We start from the raw sequence: 17,074 nt of genomic DNA on the forward strand, positions 1-17,074 counted from the left end.
AAGTGAAGTGGCAGCCCGTAGGGGAATCGAACCCCTCTTTCCAGGTTGAAAACCTGGCGTCCTAACCGATAGACGAACGGGCCACTCTGGTCCGCCGCGTGTCTGCCTGACTGGCCAACCCTGCGGCGTGAGGCGGGTTCTATGGAAACCCCGCGCCGCTTGCAAGCAGAAATTTCCACCTTGGCGACTTTTTCCTGATCCGACCGCGAAAATTCCGGAAACAGCCTGCACCTTCAGATTTTTCCAATACCTTGCAAGGACTTATCGGAACACTCACGCGGGACTGGCATCCTCCAGCCGCAGCTGTGCGGTCCGCCTTCCGTTCCACTCGTTGATTTCCAGCCGCCCCGCCAGATGGAATCGCCGCCCCCCGTGCTCGGTCAGGGCCATCCCCAGCGGCCCGTCGAAGGCCCCGAAACAGATCCCGTCCAGTCGCGCGCCAAGCCCGTCGGTACAGCTCAGTTTCAGATGACCCGATCCGACCTGCTTCGCGAAAGAGATCCCCACGTCCGGCACCACGAAACGCGGCCCCGGGGCGCCCTGTCCGAAGGGGCCCGCCCGCTCCAGATCCTCGATCAGTGCCACTGTCGCCGCGCCGGGCATCAGCAGCCCGTCGACCCGCAGGTCGGCGGCGCCGCCCTGCCCCGCGCCCTGCCGCTCCAGCAGGGCAGAGAGGCGCGCCATGGCCTCGTCCAGCCGGTCGCGGGCCACCGTCAGCCCCGCGGCCATCCGGTGCCCGCCGCCCTTGATCAGCAGCCCCTCCGAGGCCAGCCGCTGGACCGAGGCGCCAAGGTCCACCCCCGCCACGGAACGGCCAGAGCCCTTGCCCTCGTCGCCCTCCAGCCCGATCACGACCGCGGGCCGCCCGGTCAGCTCCTTCAGGCGCGAGGCGACGATTCCCACGACGCCGGGGTGCCAGCCCTCGCCGGCGGCCCAGACCAGCGGCGCGTCAAGCCCGCGCTCCTCGGCCTGCGCAAGGGCGGCGGCGCGCACCGCCGCCTCGACCTCGCGGCGCTCGGCATTCAGCGCCTCCAGCCGCTCGGCCAGCGCCTGCGCCTCGTGCTCGGATCTCGCAGGACAAGAGCCGCGCACCCAGATCCGCCTGCCCGATCCGACCGCCCGCGTTCACCCGCGGCCCCAGCACGAAGCCCAGGTGGTAGGAGGACGGCGCCTGCTCCAGCCGGGCGACGTCCGACAGCGCCACAAGGCCCGGGCGGTCGCGCCGGGCCATGACCTTCAGCCCCTGCTGCACCAGCGCCCGGTTGACCCCCTTCAGCGGCGCCACATCCGCCACCGTCGCAAGGGCAACAAGGTCGAGCATGCCCATCAGGTCCGGCCCGGACGCCCCCGCCACGCGCAGCTGCCGCCCGGCCTCCACCAGCATCAGGAAGACCACGGCACCGCCGCGCAGAGATGCGCCAGCGACCCGTCCTCGTCCTGCCGGTTGGGGTTCACCACCGCCACGCAATCGGGCAGCACCTCGCCGCCGAGGTGGTGATCCAGAACCACCACATCCGCGCCCCCGGCCGCCGCGATCGGCTCCAGCGAGAGGGTCCCGCAATCGACGCAGACAATCAGGTCGTGGTCGCGCGCCAGCGCCGCCATGGCCGGGGCGTTCGGGCCATAGCCCTCGTCGATGCGGTCCGGCACATAAAGCGTCGCCGGGCGCCCCATCTGCCGCAGCCAGTCGATCAGCAGCGCCGCAGAGGTGCCGCCGTCCACGTCGTAATCCGCAAAGACCGCGATCCGCTCGCGCCGCCGGACGGCGGTCAGAAAGCGTTCCGCCGCCACCTCCATGTCCTTCAGCGCGCGCGGGTCCGGCAAGAGCTCGCGCAGGGTCGGCGCAAGATAGGCCGTGACCTCCGCCACCGGCACCCCCAGCCGCGCCAGCACCGCACAAAGCGGCGCCGCAAGCCCGGTGGCCTGGCCCATGGCCTCGGCCTGCCGTTCCACCTCGACGCCGGGACCGACCCAGCGCCGCCCCGTCAGACTGCCTTCGACACCCAAGTAAGCCACGTTTGCCCCTTCCGCCTGAACCCGCAGCCTCATAGCGCGCCACCGGCCCGGTGTCGAATGACGAAGGGCAGCCCAGCCCGCCGATGCAGAACCGCCCCCGATGCTTCTTCTTGGCCCAAATACCTCAAAGCGACAGCGCCGCCGGACCCGGGGCCGCGATTGAAGCGCCCCTTGTCCCGCGGCGCCCGGGGCGCAGAGAAACGCCACCCATCGGCCTCATCGCCCGGGCAGGACCACCGCCCTGCCCGTCTGCCCTGTCAAGATACCCGTCTGCCCCGGCCAGCCCGGGGCGGCAGAGCTCAGACCGTGTGCCGGAACGGGTTGCGATAGTGCATGCGCCGCACCGAGCCGGTCTTGGAGCGCATCAGCAGGGTTTCGGTCTCGATCCAGCCCGGCTCGCGCCGGATGCCCTGCACCAGCGAACCCTGCGTCACGCCCGTCGCGGCAAAGATCACATGTTCGGTCACCAGGTCGTCGCGCGCGTAGATGCGGTCGAGCTCGGTGATGCCGGCCTTCGCCGCGCGGCCCTTCTCGTCGTCGTTGCGGAACATCAGGCGGCCCCACATCTGCCCGCCCATGCACTTCAGGGCCGCCGCGGCCAGCACCCCCTCGGGCGCACCGCCGGAGCCCATGTACATGTCGATGCCGGTCTTGACGGTCTCGGCGCAATGCATGACGCCCGCCACGTCGCCGTCGGTGATCAGCCGGATGCCGGCCCCGGTCTCGCGCACCTCGGCCAGCATCTCCTCGTGGCGCGGACGCTCGAGCATGCAGACGGTGATGTCGCGCGGCTGGCAGCCCTTGGCCTTGGCCAGCGCCGCGACCCGCTCCGACGGCGACATGTCCAGCGAGACGACGTCGGTGTCATAGCCCGGCCCGATTGCCAGCTTGTCCATGTAGACGTCCGGCGCGTGCAGCATCGAGCCGCGCGGCCCCATGGCGATCACCGTCAGCGCGTTGGGCATGTCCTTGGCGGTCAGGGTCGTGCCTTCCAGCGGGTCCAGCGCGATATCGACGCCCGGGCCGCCGCTGCCGACCTCTTCACCGATGTAGAGCATCGGCGCCTCGTCGCGCTCCCCCTCGCCGATGACCACGACACCCGAGATTTCCAGCTTGTTGAGCTGCTCGCGCATGGCGTTGACAGCGGCCTGATCGGCGGCCTTCTCGTCGCCCTGGCCGATCCAGTCGGCACTGGCAATGGCGGCCTGTTCGGCCACCCGTGCGAGGCCGAGAGACAGCATCCGGTCACTGAAATCTCGGGGCTGGGCATGGGGTCGTCCTCTTTGCGAAATCCTTCGCCTCCGCTCTAGCCCATGCCCCGGCCAAGAGAAAGCCCACTGACGCTAACGGCGTGACCGGGACAGGCCCTGCCCCGCCGCGTTGTCCATGGGAGACCCGGAGGCATCAGGGGGCGCTGCCCCCCGGCCTGCGGCCTCCCCCGAGGGTATTTGGACCAAGAAGAAGGGTCTGAGGGGCGTCCCCCGGCGGCGCGGGCCGCGCGGGTTCAGACCTCTTCGATGCGCAGGGCCACCGGCTCGTGCGTGACGACGCCCGTGGCCATCATCGCGGCGAGCGCCTGATCGAGGGAGGGGCGCGTCGTCTTGTGGGTGACGATCAGCACCGGGGCGGCGTCGTCGACGTGATCGTACTGGCGCATGCGGTGGATGGAGACCCCCGCCTCGCCCAGTGCCTGCGCCGCCTTGGCCAGCGCGCCGGGGCGGTCGACCAGCGCCATGCGCAGGTAGTAGGGCGCCGCCGCCGTCGCCTTGGCCGGGGTCGCCCCGGCCAGCGTGCCGGCGGGGCGCCCGAAGGTCGAGACGCGCAGGCCGCGCGCGATATCCATGACGTCGCCCATGACCGCGCTGGCGGTCGGGCCCTCGCCCGCACCGGCGCCGCGCATGACGATCTGGCCGACCTGATCGCCTTCGATCACCACCATATTGGTGCCGCCCGCCAGTTGCCCCAGCGGCGAGGCCGCGGGCACGAGGCAGGGCGCCATGGACTGTTCCAGCCCGCGCCCGGTCATGCGGCTGACCCCCAGAAGCTTGATGCGGAAGCCCATGTCGGCGGCCTGCCGGATATCGTCGATGGTGACCTTGCCGATGCCTTCCAGTTCCACCGCGTCGAAATCGACCTGCGTGCCGAAGGCGATGGCGGCCAGCAGCGACAGCTTGTGGCCCGCGTCGATGCCGCCGACGTCGAGGGTCGGGTCGGCTTCGAGGTAGCCCAGGGCATCGGCCTCGGCGAAGGCCGCCTCGTAGGTCAGCCCGCCGTCTTCCATCCGGGTCAGGATATAGTTGCAGGTGCCGTTCATCACGCCGACCACGCGCTGGATATCGTTGCCGGCAAGGCTTTCGGTCAGCGCCTTGATGACCGGGATGCCCCCCGCCACCGCCGCCTCGAAGCGCAGCACCGCGCCATTGGCCTCGGCCAGTTCGGCCAGCGCCTGCCCGTGATGCGCCAGCATCGCCTTGTTCGCCGTCACCACGTCCTTGCCCGCCGCCAGCGCCGCCTCGACAGCGGCCTTGGCCGGGCCGTCGCTGCCGCCCATGAGTTCGACGAAGACATCGACGTCGTCGCGGGTCGCCAGAGCCACCGGGTCGTCCTCCCATGCGTAGGAGGACAGCGGCACGCCGCGGTCCTTGTCCCGCGTGCGCGCGGAGACCGCCGAGACCACCACCGGACGCCCGGCGCGTTCGGCCAGCAGCGTCGCCTTCTGGCGGACGATCTTGACCACGCCCGCGCCAACGGTTCCGAGGCCGGCGATACCAAGACGCAGGGGGTCGGACATAGAGGGCTCCTTCAGGGACAGTGTTGCGGGCCTCCGGTTAGCGCCAAGTCGGCCCGGGTGCAATGGGATGCGGGTCCTGCCCACTGGCTGCGCCGCTTTCGAGACACCGGGCCGCAGCACAGAGGGGGGCGGCAAACGGTCTGGCGCGCAGGCCGGTCAGGCGGGGCCCCCGCCCCGGCGCCGCAGGGCCGCAGGGTCGATCCATCGGACGGCAAGGGCCGCCCCGTCACAAAGGCAGGGCTGCGCGGGTGTGCCTGTGCGACGCGTGGCTGCGGTGGCCCCGGTGTCGAGGCCCGCCTTCAGGGAGGATCCGGCGCCGCGTCCCTGCGCGCGCGACGCGGCAGAGGATCAGAGCTCGGCCTCGCGCAGGGCCTCGGCCTTCCGGCGCAGCCGGGTCAGCCGGTCCTGCACGTCCGCGCCCTGCGCGACCGGCGCCGCCTGCACCGTGCCCGCACGCCCGCGCAGCGCATCGGCACGGCCCAGAACCCCGTCGATCATTCCGGGCGTTGCCGTAGGTTGCCGCCCCTCCAGCAGCTCTTCGATCGGCAGGAGCCGCGGATAGGGCGCCGTGGCCACCCCCGGGGTCTGCGTCTGATCCAGTTCGGGGAACTGCGCGCAGCCCGCCAGCAGCGCCGAAAACGCCACCGCAAGCCCATATCCGAAACCCCTCTTCATGCGGTCAGTCTTGCCCCATCGCCCGGCCCCCGGCAAGCCTTCCCGCTTGATCTGAACATGTGTTCATATAAAGCTGCCCGCCATGGCACGCACACAGGGTTCCCACGCCGGCATAACCGGCCCCAAGATCCGCGCCGAGGCGCTGCGGCTTTTTGCGGAAAGCGGCTATGCTGCGGTGTCCATGCGCGAGATCGCCCGCGCGGTCGGCGTGCAGGCCGGGGCGCTTTACAACTACACGCCGGACAAGCAGGCGCTGCTGTTCTCGCTGCTCAAGGGGCATATGGACGATCTCGCCGAGGCGCTTTCGGCCCTGCCGCGCGCCGCCGACCCGATGGAGCGGCTGCAGACCTTCGTCCATTTCCACATCGCCTTTCACCTGGAACGCCCGCAGGCGGTCTTCATCGCCTACATGGAACTGCGCAACCTGACACCCGAGAATTTCGCCGTGATCGAGGCGCAGCGCCGCGACTACGAGACCGGGCTGGAAGAGATCCTGCGGGCGGGCATGGCGACGGGCGCCTTCTCGGTGCCCGACAGCAAGCTGGCCACGCTTGCCATCATCGCCATGCTGACCGGCGTGACGACCTGGTATCGGCCCGGCGAGCCGCCTGCCGCTGGAGGCGGTGCAGGACCGCTACTGGGAGCTGACCCGGCAGATGGTCTCCGCCTGAGGCCCCGGACGCGGATCACCGCCACACTTCCGACGACAGACGCCCCCGGCCCCGTTCGCGCGCCGCATCGGTCCGCTGCATCGTCGTTTCCGACAGGGCGCGCACCGGACGCGGTCGGAACCCGGAGGGACCCGCCCTGCATCCGGCCCCGGCGCGACACCCCGCCGGGGTGTCACGCGACCGCCCGGGTCAGTGCCCTACCGGCTGGTCTGGATCGATTCGAGGTATTCCACCAGCGCGACCAGCTTTCGCGGGGTCGGCGTCTGGATGCCGTCACCGCTGTCGAAGGGAATCAGGTCGCCTTTCAGCAGCTCGCCGAACTCGGGCATGCCCGGGCCAGACAGGTCGGACCGCGCATAGCCGTCGACGGTGGACATCACCTTGGCACGCGGAAAGCTGTCACCGTGGCGCACGGAAATCAGCGTCAGGTCCTTCGGCGCCTTCGTCATGGCGCGCGCCATCGCACCGTTGCCGCGCCCGTCCGCGCCATGACACACCGCGCAATTCTCCATGAACAGCGCCTTGCCGTCCTGTGCCACCGGCATCTCTGCCTCGACACATCCCCACAGGGCCGCCAGTGCGGCCAATCCCAGAGCGATCCGTTTCATTGTTGCCCCTCGTTATTGCTCTCCACCGACTTGCCGACTTTGCCCCAGGCCTGCAAGGGGGCTGTTGCGCCGGAAGCCTGCCGACGCAGGCGGCGCGGGCGATCAGACCCTGTGGCGCAAGGGTCCCGTTGCCGTCGGGCGCGGCGCCCGGAACAGGGGGCACGGCCAGAGCCATGCGCCCCTCCCCCTTCGCCACGCGCGGCCCGGGGCCGCCTTCGGTACCGGATTGCGCTGTTGCACCCGAACCGACCCTGCGTCATCAAAGCGCGACCCGAACACCACCCCCTCGCAGCCCCGGAAGAGACCCCGCCATGACGCAATACGCCCTCATCATGCTTCTGGCCGGGATCGGCATTCCGCTTCTTGCCGCGCTGAATGCCGCGCTGGGACAGGCGCTGGGGTCGCCGGTGGCGGCGGCCATGGTGCTGTTCTGGGTTGCGGTCCTGACGACCACGGCGATCTGGATCCTGCGCGGCACCCCGGCGCTGGCGATCCTGTCACAGCCGCCCAAACACCTGTTCCTCGGCGGTCTGCTGGTCGCCTTCTACGTCTTGTCGGTGACGATCATCGCGCCGCGATTCGGCGTCGGGAACGCCATCTTCTTCGTCCTCGTGGGACAATTGCTGAGCGCCGCGACGATCGACCATTTCGGCCTGTTCGGGGCCCGCCTTTCGCCTCTGACGCTGACCCGGGCGACCGGGATCGCGGTGATGATGCTGGGCGTCTGGATCACCCAGAAGGCATAGTCAGGCGGCCTTTTCACGGCGCGCCGGAGGCTTCATGCCCGGGGCATGCCGGGGGCTCTGCCCCCGGACCCCCGAGGTATTGTCCGGACCGAAGAAGGGGCTGCGGCGCCGGACCTCAAAGGGGCCCGCGATGGTGCGCGGGCGACGCAGGGCTGCCTGGCGCGCGATGCCGGCGATCGTGGCCCGGGCGCGGCGTTTCGGGGCGGCAAAAGCAAAGGGGCGGACCAAGCGGCCCGCCCCCTGCAATTTCCGTATCCGCCCAGGCTTAGTTGCCGGTGGCGTTCGACACGTCGACGGTCACGCCCGGGCCCATCGTCGAGGACAGCGCGATCTTCTTCATGTAGGTGCCCTTGGCGCCGGTCGGCTTGGCCGCCGAAACCGCGTTCACGAAGGCACGGATGTTCTCGGCCAGCTTGGCCTCGTCGAAGGAGGCCTTGCCGACGCCGGCGTGCACCACGCCACCCTTCTCGGCCTTGAACTGGACCTGTCCGCCCTTGGCGGCCTCGACGGCCTCCTTGACGTCCATGGTCACGGTTCCGACCTTGGGGTTCGGCATCAGGTTGCGCGGGCCGAGGATCTTGCCCAGACGGTCGACGATCGGCATCATGTCCGGGGTCGCGATGCAGCGGTCGAAGTTGATGTTGCCGGCCTGAACCTGCTCCATCAGATCTTCTGCGCCGACCACGTCAGCGCCGGCGGCCGTCGCTTCGTCGGCCTTGGGGCCGCGGGCGAAGACGGCGACGCGGGTGGTCTTGCCGGTGCCGTTCGGCAGCGAGACGACGCCGCGGACCATCTGGTCGGCGTGGCGCGGATCGACGCCGAGGTTCATCGCGATCTCGACGGTCTCGTCGAACTTCGTCTTGGTGTTCGCCTTGATCAGCGCAACAGCCTCTTCGACAGAGATCTCATCCTTGCCTGCAAAGGCTTCGCGGGCGGCGCGGGTGCGTTTTCCGAGTTTTGCCATCGTGATTACCCCTTCACCTCGATGCCCATCGAATTGGCCGCGCCGACGATGATCTTCATGGCCGCATCGATATCATTGGCCGAGAGGTCCTTCATCTTGGCTTCGGCGATCTCGCGGACCTGCTTGATGCTGATCGTCGCAATGGTCTCGCGGCCCGGTGCTTCGGCACCGCGCGGGCGGTTGCGCTTGCCCACGGGCTTCAGGCCGGCGGCCTTCTTCAGGTAGTAAGACGCGGGCGGCGTCTTGATGTCCATGGTGAAGGACTTGTCCTGATAGTAGGTGATCACGGTCGGGCACGGCGCGCCGGGCTCCATCTCCTGCGTCTTGGCGTTGAACGCCTTGCAGAATTCCATGATGTTGATGCCGCGCTGACCCAGCGCCGGACCGACCGGCGGGGAGGGGTTGGCTTTGCCTGCAGGAATCTGCAGCTTCATCTTGCCGGCGAGCTTCTTGGCCATCGGCTGTCTCCTTTTCCATCGCCCCGCGACGCGTCGGGGGGCACTGAGTGGCGTGGTTCCGGTCCGGGCTTCGCGAAGCCCTCGCCTCCCACGGTGGTGCCGCATGGATGCGACAGGGGCGCGCGATACACCGGATGCGGTGGAAAGGCAAGCGCCGTTGCGCCGGAGGTCCGCGTCCCGGGCCCGGCGCGGGTCATCGGCCCGCCGCCCCCGGCCATGAAAAAGGGGCCCGAAGGCCCCCTGTCAGGTCCGGCGGGTCACGCCCCGGCTCAGAGCTGCTTGCTGACCTGCGTGAACTCCAGCTCGACCGGCGTTTCGCGACCGAAGATCGACACCGCGACGCGCAGACGCTGGTTGTCCTCGTCGACACCCTCGACCATGCCGTCGAAGCCTTCGAAGGGGCCGTCGTTGACCTTGACCTTCTCGCCGATCTCGAAATGGATGAGGATCTTCGGCGTCTCTTCGTTTTCCTGCACGCGGTAGAGGATCGCCTCGACCTCTGCGTCGCGCATCGGCATCGGGCGCCCCTGCGGACCAAGGAAGCCGGTGACGCGGTTGATCGAGTTCACGAGGTGATAGCCCTGATCGGACATCTCCATGTGCACCAGCACGTAGCCGGGCATGAAGCGCCGCTCTGTCGTGACCTTCTTGCCGCGACGAACCTCGATCACCTCTTCGGTAGGCACCAGAACCTCGTCGATCTGATCGTGAAGGTTCTGCTCTTCCACCGCCGTCCGGATCTGTTCTGCGATCTTCTTCTCGAAGTTCGAGAGGACGCTGACCGAGTACCACCGCTTTGCCATGTGTTGATGCCTTCGCTTCCAGATGCCCCCTGCGGGGCCCGCCAAAAGAAAATCGGCGCGCAACTCTCGTGCGCGCCTGACGTTTGAGGCTGCATACTGGCTGTGCGAGGCCATTGCAAGGCCGTCTCGTATGCACCGGCGCCTCTGCTCGGGTCCGAAGCGCCCTGCGCGACCCGGGTGGCCCCGATCATGCCCGCGCCGGTGAAAGGCCGCGGGCCGTCTGGAGCGCCGGATCAGAGGCGATTCGCGGCGACCGGTACGGGGCGACGGGCTGCGGGGGTCGGATAGCGGCGGGCCGTGGACAGCTCTCCAGCCCCGCAAGTCCCCGGCCTGCCACGGGGCAAGGCCCGGGTCGGTGCCGCTTCCGGCCCCGTGTCACGGCACATGCTAAGGGCGCTCAGGCCTGTCCCGAAACCCGTCCGGGGCCTCGGGTTTAGCCGAGAAGGTCGAAGAGGCCCTGAAGGCCGGTGCGGATCAGGATGTCGACCACGGCGAAGAAGATCGCCGTCAGGGTCGCCATGATGAACACCATGATGGTGGTCAGGATCACTTCGCGCCGCGTCGGCCATACGATCTTGGCCACCTCGGCGCGGGTCTGCTGGATGAACTGGACCGGATTGGTGGCCATTGCTCTGTAGTCCTCGTATCGGGATCGCGGTTCGGGCTTACCTACGCCCGCGGGCGCCGTTTGACAAGGTTTGACGCCCCGCCCCCGCCCTTTCCCTGACCGCAACCCGGCACCGCGCGATCACGCCGCCGTGAGGGCCTTTCCGCAGAACGCTCGGAACGCTTTGGCCGCGGGAGGTGTTTGTGCAGCAGACAGGCGGGCAGCGTGCCCCGCCAGGAGACAGGAACAGGAGAGTTACAATGAAACGCTTGTTTGCCGGTACCGCCCTCGCAGCCGTCCTTGCAACCGGGGCCTTCGCCGCCACCGAAGACGAGATGGCCGCCATCCAGAAATACGCCCCCGATGTCGATGTGTCGACAATGTCCGAACAGCAGATCGACGCCGTCATGAACGTCATCAACAGCGGCGACAGCGAAGGCGAGAAAAGCGCCAAGATCTCGGCCACTGGTCGGCGAGGCCGGCGACAACACCGTGGTGTCCGAGGTGTCCTCGGGCCAGTTGGCGCGCCTGCAGCAATATGCACCGGAACTGGACTTCACCGGGATCACCGCCTCCGAGCTTGAGCAGGCCCTGAACGTGATCGACAGCGCCGACAGCAAGGGTGAGGCGCTGGCCCAGCTGCGCACCTACTCGACCAACTCGGTCAGCGAGGCGCCCTCCGCGGCACCCTTCACCGAAGCCGAGCTGAGCCAGATCGCGACTGCGGCGCCGGACCTCGACCCGATGACGCTGACCGCCGAGCAGCGCGCCGAACTGCAGGCCGCCCCGGCCACCGGCGACAGCGAAGAGATCATGCGCGTCACCGACAGCTTCTGATCGGCTGCGCGCAACGAACGACGCAAAGGGCTGCCTGCGGGCGGCCCTTTTCATATGCGGACAGATGCGCAAATGCAGGGCGCGCGCTGGGTCTGAATTCTGGGAAATGGCAGGGGCAGCAGGGTTCGAACCCGCGACCTACGGTTTTGGAGACCGTCGCTCTACCAGCTGAGCTATACCCCTAAGGCCGGTGCCCCGTTTACGAAAGCGTCCGGCGCTTTGCAAGCGGGAAAACGCGCCTCAGATCCAGCGCATCTTTCGCAGCAGCCATAGCTGCGCCAGCCCGATCGCCAGCAGCGCCGCACAGAACCCCCAGAAGGCCCATGATGTCTGCGCGCCCGGCATGCCGCCGGTGTTGATGCCGAAAAGCCCGGTCAGAAAGCCCAGCGGCAGGAAGATCGCAGAGAGAATCGACAGCAGGTACATATTGCGGTTCAGGCGCTCGTCCCGGACGCCCTGCAACTCGTCCCGCACAAGCGCCATGCGGTCGCGCATCGCGTCGGCGTCTTCGACCATCCGCTCCAGCGCGTCCTGCTCTTCGGCCAGTTCGCGCCGCGCCTCCTGCTGCAGCCATGGCACCGGCCCGCCCTGCAACACCCGCAAGACATCGCGCTGCGGTGCAAGATGGCGGCGCAGGATGACAGAGCGGCGGCGCAGTTCGACCAGCCGCGCCCGCAGGTCCTCGGGGATGCTGTCGAAGAGGATCTCTTCCTCGATGCGGTCGACCGCATCCTCCAGCTGGCGCCAGAAGCCTTCGATCCGAAGGTTGAGCAGCTCGGCAAGGCGCACGAGGAAGGCAGCCGGATCGCGCGGCCCCCGGCCCTGCGTCAGTTCCTCCGAGATCTCCTCGATGGCGCGCACCCGGCGCATCGACAGGCTGACGATCCGGTGCGGATCGATCCACAGCCGGACCGAGACCATGTCCTCGGGATCCTCGCCTTCGATCGTGTTCAGCCCCCGCAGGATCAGCACCATCCCCTCGCCGAAACGGGTGGCGCGCGGGCGTGTCTCTTCCGCCAGCAGCGCCTCGACCGCGTTCGGGTCGAGATAGGACAGCGTCTGCACGATCCACGAGGGCGCGTCGGGATGCTGGGCGCGCAGGTGCACCCAGCCCAGCGTGTCGGATTGCAGCACGGTCGGCGCCTCGGCGGGCGGCAAGGCCGCCCCGGCGGTCGGACCGTCGAGGATATGGGCACAGGCAAGCAGGCCCTCGGGGTGGGGAACAAGCGTGGTCATGACAGGACTTTAGCGCGGCAAACCGGGCGGGAAAGCCGCTTTGCCTTCTGTGCATACCCGCACAATCAGGGCCACAAACACGTGACAGGCACGCCGCGTACAGGCCGCCTCACAGGGGATCACGGCGGCGTGATCGCCCTTTTCGCGCCTGAAATCACAGCCCGATTGATGCGCACCATAGATGTTCGAAAATGCACAGTCAGCGTTAGAGAAATTCGGAGTTCAAGTCCACATTCGCGTGATCGGTCCGAGATTACCTCGTGATTTCAATTCTCTGAAGCGCATCCCTAAATCTGCTCCACCGCCGCACAGAGCGGCAGCAGAAACACCCGAAGCAGGCACGCAGCGGGACCGCTGATAAAGGAAAAGACACATGAAAACGCTCATCGCTTCCACCGCCCTCGCCCTTGCAGCCCTGACCGGCGCAGCCCATGCCGCAGGCACCGTCTCGGCGGTGGAACGGGCCGAAATCGAACGCGCCGCACCCTTCGTCGACGCAGATACTCTGTCCTTCGCTCAGGCCCAGACCGCGCTGAACATCATCCATTCCAGCGACAACCAGGGCGAAGCGCAGATGAAGCTGCGCAGCATCCTGCGCTGACCCCAATGGCGGCCCGGACCGTTCCGCGCCGCCCCTCCCCGCCGCCTCGCGCGGCCTCCCTGTCACCGGACGCCCTCCCGGCGCCGGATCATTCGAAAAGGAAACCGACATGAAAACGCTGATCGCAACCACCGCCCTCGCCCTTGCAACCCTGACCGGCGCCGCCCAGGCGCAGGGCTCGGTCTCGACCGCCGAACTGCAGCAGATCGAGAACTTCCTGCCCGGCGTCGACGCCTCCTCGCTGAGCTACGCCGAGGCCCAGACCGCGCTGAACATCATCGCGTCGAGCGACTCCAAGGGCGAAGCCCGAGGGCAAGCTGCGCGCTATCCTGCGCTAAGCCGAAGGCGGCGCAGGCCCGCGCGGCCCGCGCCGGACAAACGCCACGGCATTCGGGGCCTGCGGATCATCCGCGGGCCCCGTTTCGTATCGGACAGAGGGAATGCGCGAGCACGCGCCGGGGCTGGATCGGGATAGCCGGGCCGCCGCGGGCGCCGCCTGCCGAAATGGCCACCACGGCTGTGCCCGTCACAGGCACGACGGCCACAGGTCCCTGTGGCCTGCACGGCACCGAACCGGTCGGCAGCCGGGCCGATCAGGCCGGGGTCAGGTGCCCCGCATCCAGCTTCAGCGTCCGGTCCATCTGCGCCGCAAGCTCAAGGTTGTGGGTCGCGATCACGGCGGACAGCCCGGTTTCGCGGACCAGCGTCATCAGCGCTCCGAAGACCCGGGCCGAGGTTTCGGGGTCGAGATTCCCGGTCGGCTCATCCGCCAGCAGAAGCCGGGGTTCGTTGGCCATGGCCCGGCAGAAGGCGACGCGCTGCTGTTCTCCGCCGGACAGGGCTGCGGGCCGGTGGTCTTCGCGGTGCGCGATGCCCACCGTGTCCAGCAGGGCGCGCGCCCGTTCCTCTGCCGCGCCCCGCGCCACGCCGTTGGCAAGCTGCGGCAGCACGATGTTTTCCAGCGCCGTGAACTCCGGCAGCAGGTGGTGGAACTGGTAGACAAAGCCCAGCTCGGCCCGGCGCACGGCAGTGCGCCTGCGGTCGGGCTTGCCCTGCATCTCTTCGCCGCCGATGGCCACCGTCCCGGCGTCGGGCACATCCAGCAGCCCGGCGATATGCAGAAGCGTCGACTTGCCCGCCCCCGAGGGCGCCACCAGCGCCACCACCTCGCCGCGCGAGACCTCCAGCGCGGCGCCCTTCAGGACATGGATTTCCCCGGGTGTGCCGCGTTTGTAGAATTTTTCGACGCCGGACAGGCGCAGGACGGGATCACTCATAACGCAGCGCCTCTACCGGGTTCATCCGGGCCGCGCGGCGCGCCGGAAAGATCGTGACAATGAAGGACAGCCCCAGCGAGAGCGCCACGGCAGAAAGGACGTCGCCCAGTTGCAGCTTCGCGGGCAGCGCGTAGATGCCGCGGATCGACGGATCCCAGACGCCGCCGCCCGACAGGTAGTTCACCGCCGCAAAGATCGGATCGATGTAGATGGCGAAGAGGCATCCCAGGATCACGCCGAACAGCGTCCCGAACAGGCCCGTGAAAGAGCCGCAGATGAAGAAGACCCGCAGGACAGAGCCTTCGGTCAGCCCCATGGTGCGCAGGATGCCGATGTCGCGCCCCTTGTTCTTGACCAGCATGATCAGCCCCGAGACGATGTTCATCGTGGCGATCAGCACCAGCACCGAGAGGATCACGAACATCACGTTGTCCTCGATTTCCAGCGCGCGCAGGAAGCCGCCCGATGCGTCCTGCCATGTCCAGACGATCGCCCCCGGACCCGCCGCCTGCCCCACCGCAGAGGCATAGCGCTCTGCCGCTTCGGGGTCGTCGACGATGACCTCCAGCTCGTCGGCCACGTCCTCGCGGTTGAAATACAGCTGCGCCTCCTCGAAGGGCATGTAGACCCGCACCCGGTCGATGTCGTAGCGCCCGGTACGTGAAGATATAGGTGACATCGTAGGATTTGACGCGGGGGCTGACCCCGAAGGCCGTCTTCACCCCGTTGGGCGAGATCACCTTGACGGTGTCGCCCAGCCCCACGCCAAGGATCTGCGCCACGCCAGAGCCGATGGCGATGCCCGCGCCGAAGTCGTCCAGTGATCCGACGCCGGTCTCGGGATCGGCGATGCGCGGGATCTGGCGCAGGTCCTCCAGCGCGATGCCATGCACCTCGATGCCGGCATTGTTGCCATTGGCATTGGCCATGACCTGCCCCTTGACCAGCGGCGCCACGCGCAGGACGCCCTCGACCGCGCGCACCCGCTCGGCCATGGCGTGATAGTCCGGCAGGGTCCGCACCATCTGCCCGGCCTCGTTCTCATGCTGGACGTGGTAGACCGTCAGATGCGCGTTCGCCCCCAGGATCGTGTCCACGAATTCCGCGCGAAACCCGGACCTGACGGCCAGGGTGGCGATCAGGGCAAAAACCGCCAGCGTGATGCCGATCAGGCTGATCCAGGTCATCACCGACACGCCCCCCTCGGCACGCTTGGCGCGCAGGTAGCGCCAGGCGATCATCCATTCGAAGGGCGCGAAGGGCGGCGGAGTACGCGTCATGGCGGGCTTTCGGATAATGGGTCTGCTCGCGGCGGAAACTGGCCTTTTGCCGCGACCGGGTCAAGTTGTGCCGGGACGGAATGGCGACAAGCGGCTGCACCCCCGTGAACTTCCTCGTGATCGCCCTCGCGGCCCCCTCTCGGCCCCGCCCCCTCCCTGCCTCACAGAGATCCGGGCAGCCGACCCGCCCGCCCACCTCTCCGCCCCCTCGCTTCTTTGGTCTCGAAATACCTCGGGGGAGGCCGCAGGCCGGGGGCAGCGCCCCCTCCCCGCCCGCCTCCCGCGCCCGGGCCCCTGCTCACCCCCCGGCTCCCCCCTTGCGCAAACCGTCAGCCTTGCCATAGTCCGCGCCCATGACCGGACCCAGATACCCTGATCTCATCGAGATCCCTTCCCGCCACCGTGCCCTTCGTCGGCCCCGAGGTGCAGGAGCGGCAGCGCGGCGCGCCCTTCCGCGCGCGGCTGGGCGCCAACGAAAGCTGTTTCGGCCCCTCGCCCCTTGCCGTGGCCGCGATGCGGGACGAGGCGGCGGAGATCTGGAAATACGCCGATCCCACCTTCTTCGACCTGCGCGCCGCGCTGGCCGCCCACCGGACTGCACCCCCGCCAATATCGTGCTGGGCGAGGGCATCGACGGGCTCCTGGGCTATATCGTCCGCCTGCTGGTCGCGCCCGGCGATGCGGTCGTCACATCGGACGGCGCCTACCCGACCTTCAACTACCATGTCGCGGGCTTCGGCGGCACCTTGCACAAGGTGCCCTACCGCGACGACCACGAGGATCTGCCCGCCCTGCTCGACAAGGCGCGGGAAACCGGGGCGAAGCTGGTCTACCTGGCGAGATCCCGACAACCCCATGGGCACCTGGCTGACCGGTGCCCGGATCGAGGCCGCGCTGGACGCCATCCCCGAGGGCACGGTGCTGGCGCTGGACGAGGCCTATGCCGAGTTCGCCCCCGCCGAGGCCATCCCCGAGATCGCCATCGATGACCCGCGGGTGATCCGCTTCCGCACCTTTTCCAAGGGCTACGGCATGGCGGGCGCGCGCATCGGCTATGCCTACGGGGCCAAGGATACGATCCGCGCCTTCGACAAGATCCGCAACCACTTCGGCATGAACCGTTTCGCGGTGGCAGGGGCCCTGGCGGCGCTGCACGACCAGACCTGGCTTTCCGAGGTCATCGCGCAGGTCAATGACGCCAAGGCCCGCATCGCCGCCATCGCGGCGGACAACGGTTTGAAAGCGCTGCCCTCGGCCACCAATTTCGTGACCGTGGACTGCGGGCGGGACGGCGATTTTGCCCGCGCGGTGCTGGCGGGCCTGATCGACCGCCGCGTCTTCGTGCGCATGCCCTTCGTCGCCCCGCAGGATCGCTGCATCCGCATCGGCGCGGGCCTTCCGGCGGATCTGGACGTTCTGGCCGAATGCCTGCCAGAGGCCCTGCGCGCCGCCGCCTCCTGACCGGGACGGCGCGGCATTCCGGCGCCTGTCCTCGCGGGCGTTC

General features: G+C 68.6%; 15 protein-coding genes, 2 tRNA genes and 4 pseudogenes. 7 read left to right on the top strand and 14 right to left on the bottom strand.

From position 1 onward, the window contains the following. Positions 1 to 8 precede the first annotated feature (8 nt). The 5 genes and pseudogenes from ABFB10_RS03770 to ABFB10_RS03790 form a co-directional block, all read right to left on the bottom strand. Positions 9 to 83, bottom strand: a tRNA-Glu gene (locus ABFB10_RS03770). A gap of 190 nt (positions 84 to 273) precedes the next feature. Beyond that, positions 274 to 2,049, bottom strand: a pseudogene (gene recJ, locus ABFB10_RS03775) (single-stranded-DNA-specific exonuclease RecJ). A 266-nt stretch (positions 2,050 to 2,315) separates the two neighbouring features. After that, entirely contained in the window at positions 2,316 to 3,257 is a 942-nt protein-coding gene (gene glpX, locus ABFB10_RS03780) for a class II fructose-bisphosphatase (RefSeq protein ID WP_347165485.1), read from the bottom strand. A gap of 263 nt (positions 3,258 to 3,520) precedes the next feature. Further along, complete coding sequence (locus tag ABFB10_RS03785) at positions 3,521 to 4,807, bottom strand: homoserine dehydrogenase (RefSeq protein ID WP_347165486.1); 1,287 nt, start codon at positions 4,805 to 4,807, stop codon at positions 3,521 to 3,523. A 348-nt stretch (positions 4,808 to 5,155) separates the two neighbouring features. Continuing rightward, positions 5,156 to 5,482, bottom strand: a complete 327-nt coding sequence (locus tag ABFB10_RS03790; RefSeq protein ID WP_347165487.1) for a hypothetical protein — start codon at positions 5,480 to 5,482, stop codon at positions 5,156 to 5,158. 82 nt (positions 5,483 to 5,564) lie between these two features. On the opposite strand from ABFB10_RS03790, the pseudogene ABFB10_RS24475 reads away from it, so the two are divergent. Next, positions 5,565 to 6,153: pseudogene (locus ABFB10_RS24475) on the top strand (TetR/AcrR family transcriptional regulator). Positions 6,154 to 6,350: 197 nt separating this feature from the next. On the opposite strand, the gene ABFB10_RS03800 reads toward ABFB10_RS24475, so the two are convergent. After that, positions 6,351 to 6,761, bottom strand: coding sequence for a c-type cytochrome (locus ABFB10_RS03800; RefSeq protein ID WP_206565148.1), 411 nt, complete (start codon positions 6,759 to 6,761; stop codon positions 6,351 to 6,353). Positions 6,762 to 7,072: 311 nt separating this feature from the next. Here ABFB10_RS03800 and ABFB10_RS03805 point away from each other — a divergent pair, with 311 nt between their 5' ends. Continuing rightward, on the top strand, positions 7,073 to 7,507 hold the full coding sequence (locus ABFB10_RS03805) for a DMT family transporter (RefSeq protein ID WP_347165488.1): 435 nt from the start codon (positions 7,073 to 7,075) through the stop codon (positions 7,505 to 7,507). Between the two features lie 265 nt (positions 7,508 to 7,772). On the opposite strand, the gene rplA is transcribed toward ABFB10_RS03805, so the two are convergent. The 4 genes from rplA to secE form a co-directional block, all read right to left on the bottom strand. After that, on the bottom strand, positions 7,773 to 8,471 hold the full coding sequence (gene rplA / locus ABFB10_RS03810) for a 50S ribosomal protein L1 (protein WP_347165489.1): 699 nt from the start codon (positions 8,469 to 8,471) through the stop codon (positions 7,773 to 7,775). A 5-nt stretch (positions 8,472 to 8,476) separates the two neighbouring features. Next, the gene (gene rplK / locus ABFB10_RS03815; protein ID WP_347165490.1) at positions 8,477 to 8,929 is read right to left on the bottom strand and encodes a 50S ribosomal protein L11; all 453 of its coding nucleotides are present in this window, start codon (positions 8,927 to 8,929) and stop codon (positions 8,477 to 8,479) included. Positions 8,930 to 9,198: 269 nt separating this feature from the next. Further along, positions 9,199 to 9,732, bottom strand: coding sequence for a transcription termination/antitermination protein NusG (nusG, locus tag ABFB10_RS03820; RefSeq protein ID WP_347165491.1), 534 nt, complete (start codon positions 9,730 to 9,732; stop codon positions 9,199 to 9,201). A 433-nt stretch (positions 9,733 to 10,165) separates the two neighbouring features. Beyond that, the gene (secE, locus tag ABFB10_RS03825; RefSeq protein ID WP_206565152.1) at positions 10,166 to 10,360 is read right to left on the bottom strand and encodes a preprotein translocase subunit SecE; all 195 of its coding nucleotides are present in this window, start codon (positions 10,358 to 10,360) and stop codon (positions 10,166 to 10,168) included. Positions 10,361 to 10,599: 239 nt separating this feature from the next. On the opposite strand from secE, the gene ABFB10_RS03830 reads away from it, so the two are divergent. Then, positions 10,600 to 10,923, top strand: coding sequence for a hypothetical protein (locus ABFB10_RS03830; RefSeq protein WP_347165492.1), 324 nt, complete (start codon positions 10,600 to 10,602; stop codon positions 10,921 to 10,923). Continuing rightward, positions 10,832 to 11,176: a hypothetical protein gene (locus ABFB10_RS03835; RefSeq protein ID WP_347165493.1), complete on the top strand. Its 345-nt coding sequence runs from the start codon at positions 10,832 to 10,834 to the stop codon at positions 11,174 to 11,176. The genes ABFB10_RS03830 and ABFB10_RS03835 overlap by 92 nt, the downstream gene beginning before the upstream one ends. A gap of 107 nt (positions 11,177 to 11,283) precedes the next feature. Here ABFB10_RS03835 and ABFB10_RS03840 read toward each other — a convergent pair. Both ABFB10_RS03840 and ABFB10_RS03845 read right to left on the bottom strand, forming a co-directional pair. Then, a tRNA-Trp gene (locus tag ABFB10_RS03840) sits at positions 11,284 to 11,359 on the bottom strand. Between the two features lie 57 nt (positions 11,360 to 11,416). After that, positions 11,417 to 12,412 (bottom strand): zinc transporter ZntB, encoded by a 996-nt coding sequence (locus ABFB10_RS03845; protein WP_347165494.1) that lies wholly within the window; start codon positions 12,410 to 12,412, stop codon positions 11,417 to 11,419. Positions 12,413 to 12,785: 373 nt separating this feature from the next. Here ABFB10_RS03845 and ABFB10_RS03850 point away from each other — a divergent pair, with 373 nt between their 5' ends. Continuing rightward, positions 12,786 to 13,013 carry a hypothetical protein gene (locus ABFB10_RS03850; RefSeq protein WP_347165495.1) on the top strand — a complete coding sequence of 76 codons (228 nt, stop codon included), beginning with the start codon at positions 12,786 to 12,788 and terminating at the stop codon, positions 13,011 to 13,013. Between the two features lie 109 nt (positions 13,014 to 13,122). Beyond that, positions 13,123 to 13,488: a hypothetical protein gene (locus ABFB10_RS03855; protein WP_347165496.1), complete on the top strand. Its 366-nt coding sequence runs from the start codon at positions 13,123 to 13,125 to the stop codon at positions 13,486 to 13,488. Between the two features lie 118 nt (positions 13,489 to 13,606). Here the strand turns inward: ABFB10_RS03855 and ABFB10_RS03860 are convergent, their stop codons facing one another. Both ABFB10_RS03860 and ABFB10_RS03865 read right to left on the bottom strand, forming a co-directional pair. After that, positions 13,607 to 14,290, bottom strand: a complete 684-nt coding sequence (locus ABFB10_RS03860; protein ID WP_347165497.1) for an ABC transporter ATP-binding protein — start codon at positions 14,288 to 14,290, stop codon at positions 13,607 to 13,609. Beyond that, positions 14,283 to 15,570, bottom strand: a pseudogene (locus ABFB10_RS03865) (lipoprotein-releasing ABC transporter permease subunit). Before ABFB10_RS03865 ends, ABFB10_RS03860 begins: the two are co-directional and overlap by 8 nt. A 353-nt stretch (positions 15,571 to 15,923) precedes the next feature. Between ABFB10_RS03865 and ABFB10_RS03870 the strand changes: the two are divergent. Next, positions 15,924 to 17,031: pseudogene (locus tag ABFB10_RS03870) on the top strand (pyridoxal phosphate-dependent aminotransferase). Positions 17,032 to 17,074: the final 43 nt, after the last annotated feature.

The sequence above is a fragment of the Ponticoccus litoralis genome (genome assembly GCF_039769985.1).
GTDB classification, from domain to species: Bacteria; Pseudomonadota; Alphaproteobacteria; order Rhodobacterales; family Rhodobacteraceae; genus Ponticoccus; species Ponticoccus litoralis.

Excerpts from the sequence above, each read along its gene's own strand:
- glpX (WP_347165485.1), bottom strand. The coding sequence starts at position 3,257 with ATGCTGTCTCTCGGCCTCGCACGGGTGGCCGAACAGGCCGCCATTGCC.
- ABFB10_RS03785 (WP_347165486.1), bottom strand. The coding sequence starts at position 4,807 with ATGTCCGACCCCCTGCGTCTTGGTATCGCCGGCCTCGGAACCGTTGGC.
- ABFB10_RS03790 (WP_347165487.1), bottom strand. The coding sequence starts at position 5,482 with ATGAAGAGGGGTTTCGGATATGGGCTTGCGGTGGCGTTTTCGGCGCTG.
- ABFB10_RS03800 (WP_206565148.1), bottom strand. The coding sequence starts at position 6,761 with ATGAAACGGATCGCTCTGGGATTGGCCGCACTGGCGGCCCTGTGGGGA.
- ABFB10_RS03805 (WP_347165488.1), top strand. The coding sequence starts at position 7,073 with ATGACGCAATACGCCCTCATCATGCTTCTGGCCGGGATCGGCATTCCG.
- rplA (WP_347165489.1), bottom strand. The coding sequence starts at position 8,471 with ATGGCAAAACTCGGAAAACGCACCCGCGCCGCCCGCGAAGCCTTTGCA.
- rplK (WP_347165490.1), bottom strand. The coding sequence starts at position 8,929 with ATGGCCAAGAAGCTCGCCGGCAAGATGAAGCTGCAGATTCCTGCAGGC.
- nusG (WP_347165491.1), bottom strand. The coding sequence starts at position 9,732 with ATGGCAAAGCGGTGGTACTCGGTCAGCGTCCTCTCGAACTTCGAGAAG.
- secE (WP_206565152.1), bottom strand. The coding sequence starts at position 10,360 with ATGGCCACCAATCCGGTCCAGTTCATCCAGCAGACCCGCGCCGAGGTG.
- ABFB10_RS03830 (WP_347165492.1), top strand. The coding sequence starts at position 10,600 with ATGAAACGCTTGTTTGCCGGTACCGCCCTCGCAGCCGTCCTTGCAACC.
- ABFB10_RS03845 (WP_347165494.1), bottom strand. The coding sequence starts at position 12,412 with ATGACCACGCTTGTTCCCCACCCCGAGGGCCTGCTTGCCTGTGCCCAT.
- ABFB10_RS03850 (WP_347165495.1), top strand. The coding sequence starts at position 12,786 with ATGAAAACGCTCATCGCTTCCACCGCCCTCGCCCTTGCAGCCCTGACC.
- ABFB10_RS03855 (WP_347165496.1), top strand. The coding sequence starts at position 13,123 with ATGAAAACGCTGATCGCAACCACCGCCCTCGCCCTTGCAACCCTGACC.
- ABFB10_RS03860 (WP_347165497.1), bottom strand. The coding sequence starts at position 14,290 with ATGAGTGATCCCGTCCTGCGCCTGTCCGGCGTCGAAAAATTCTACAAA.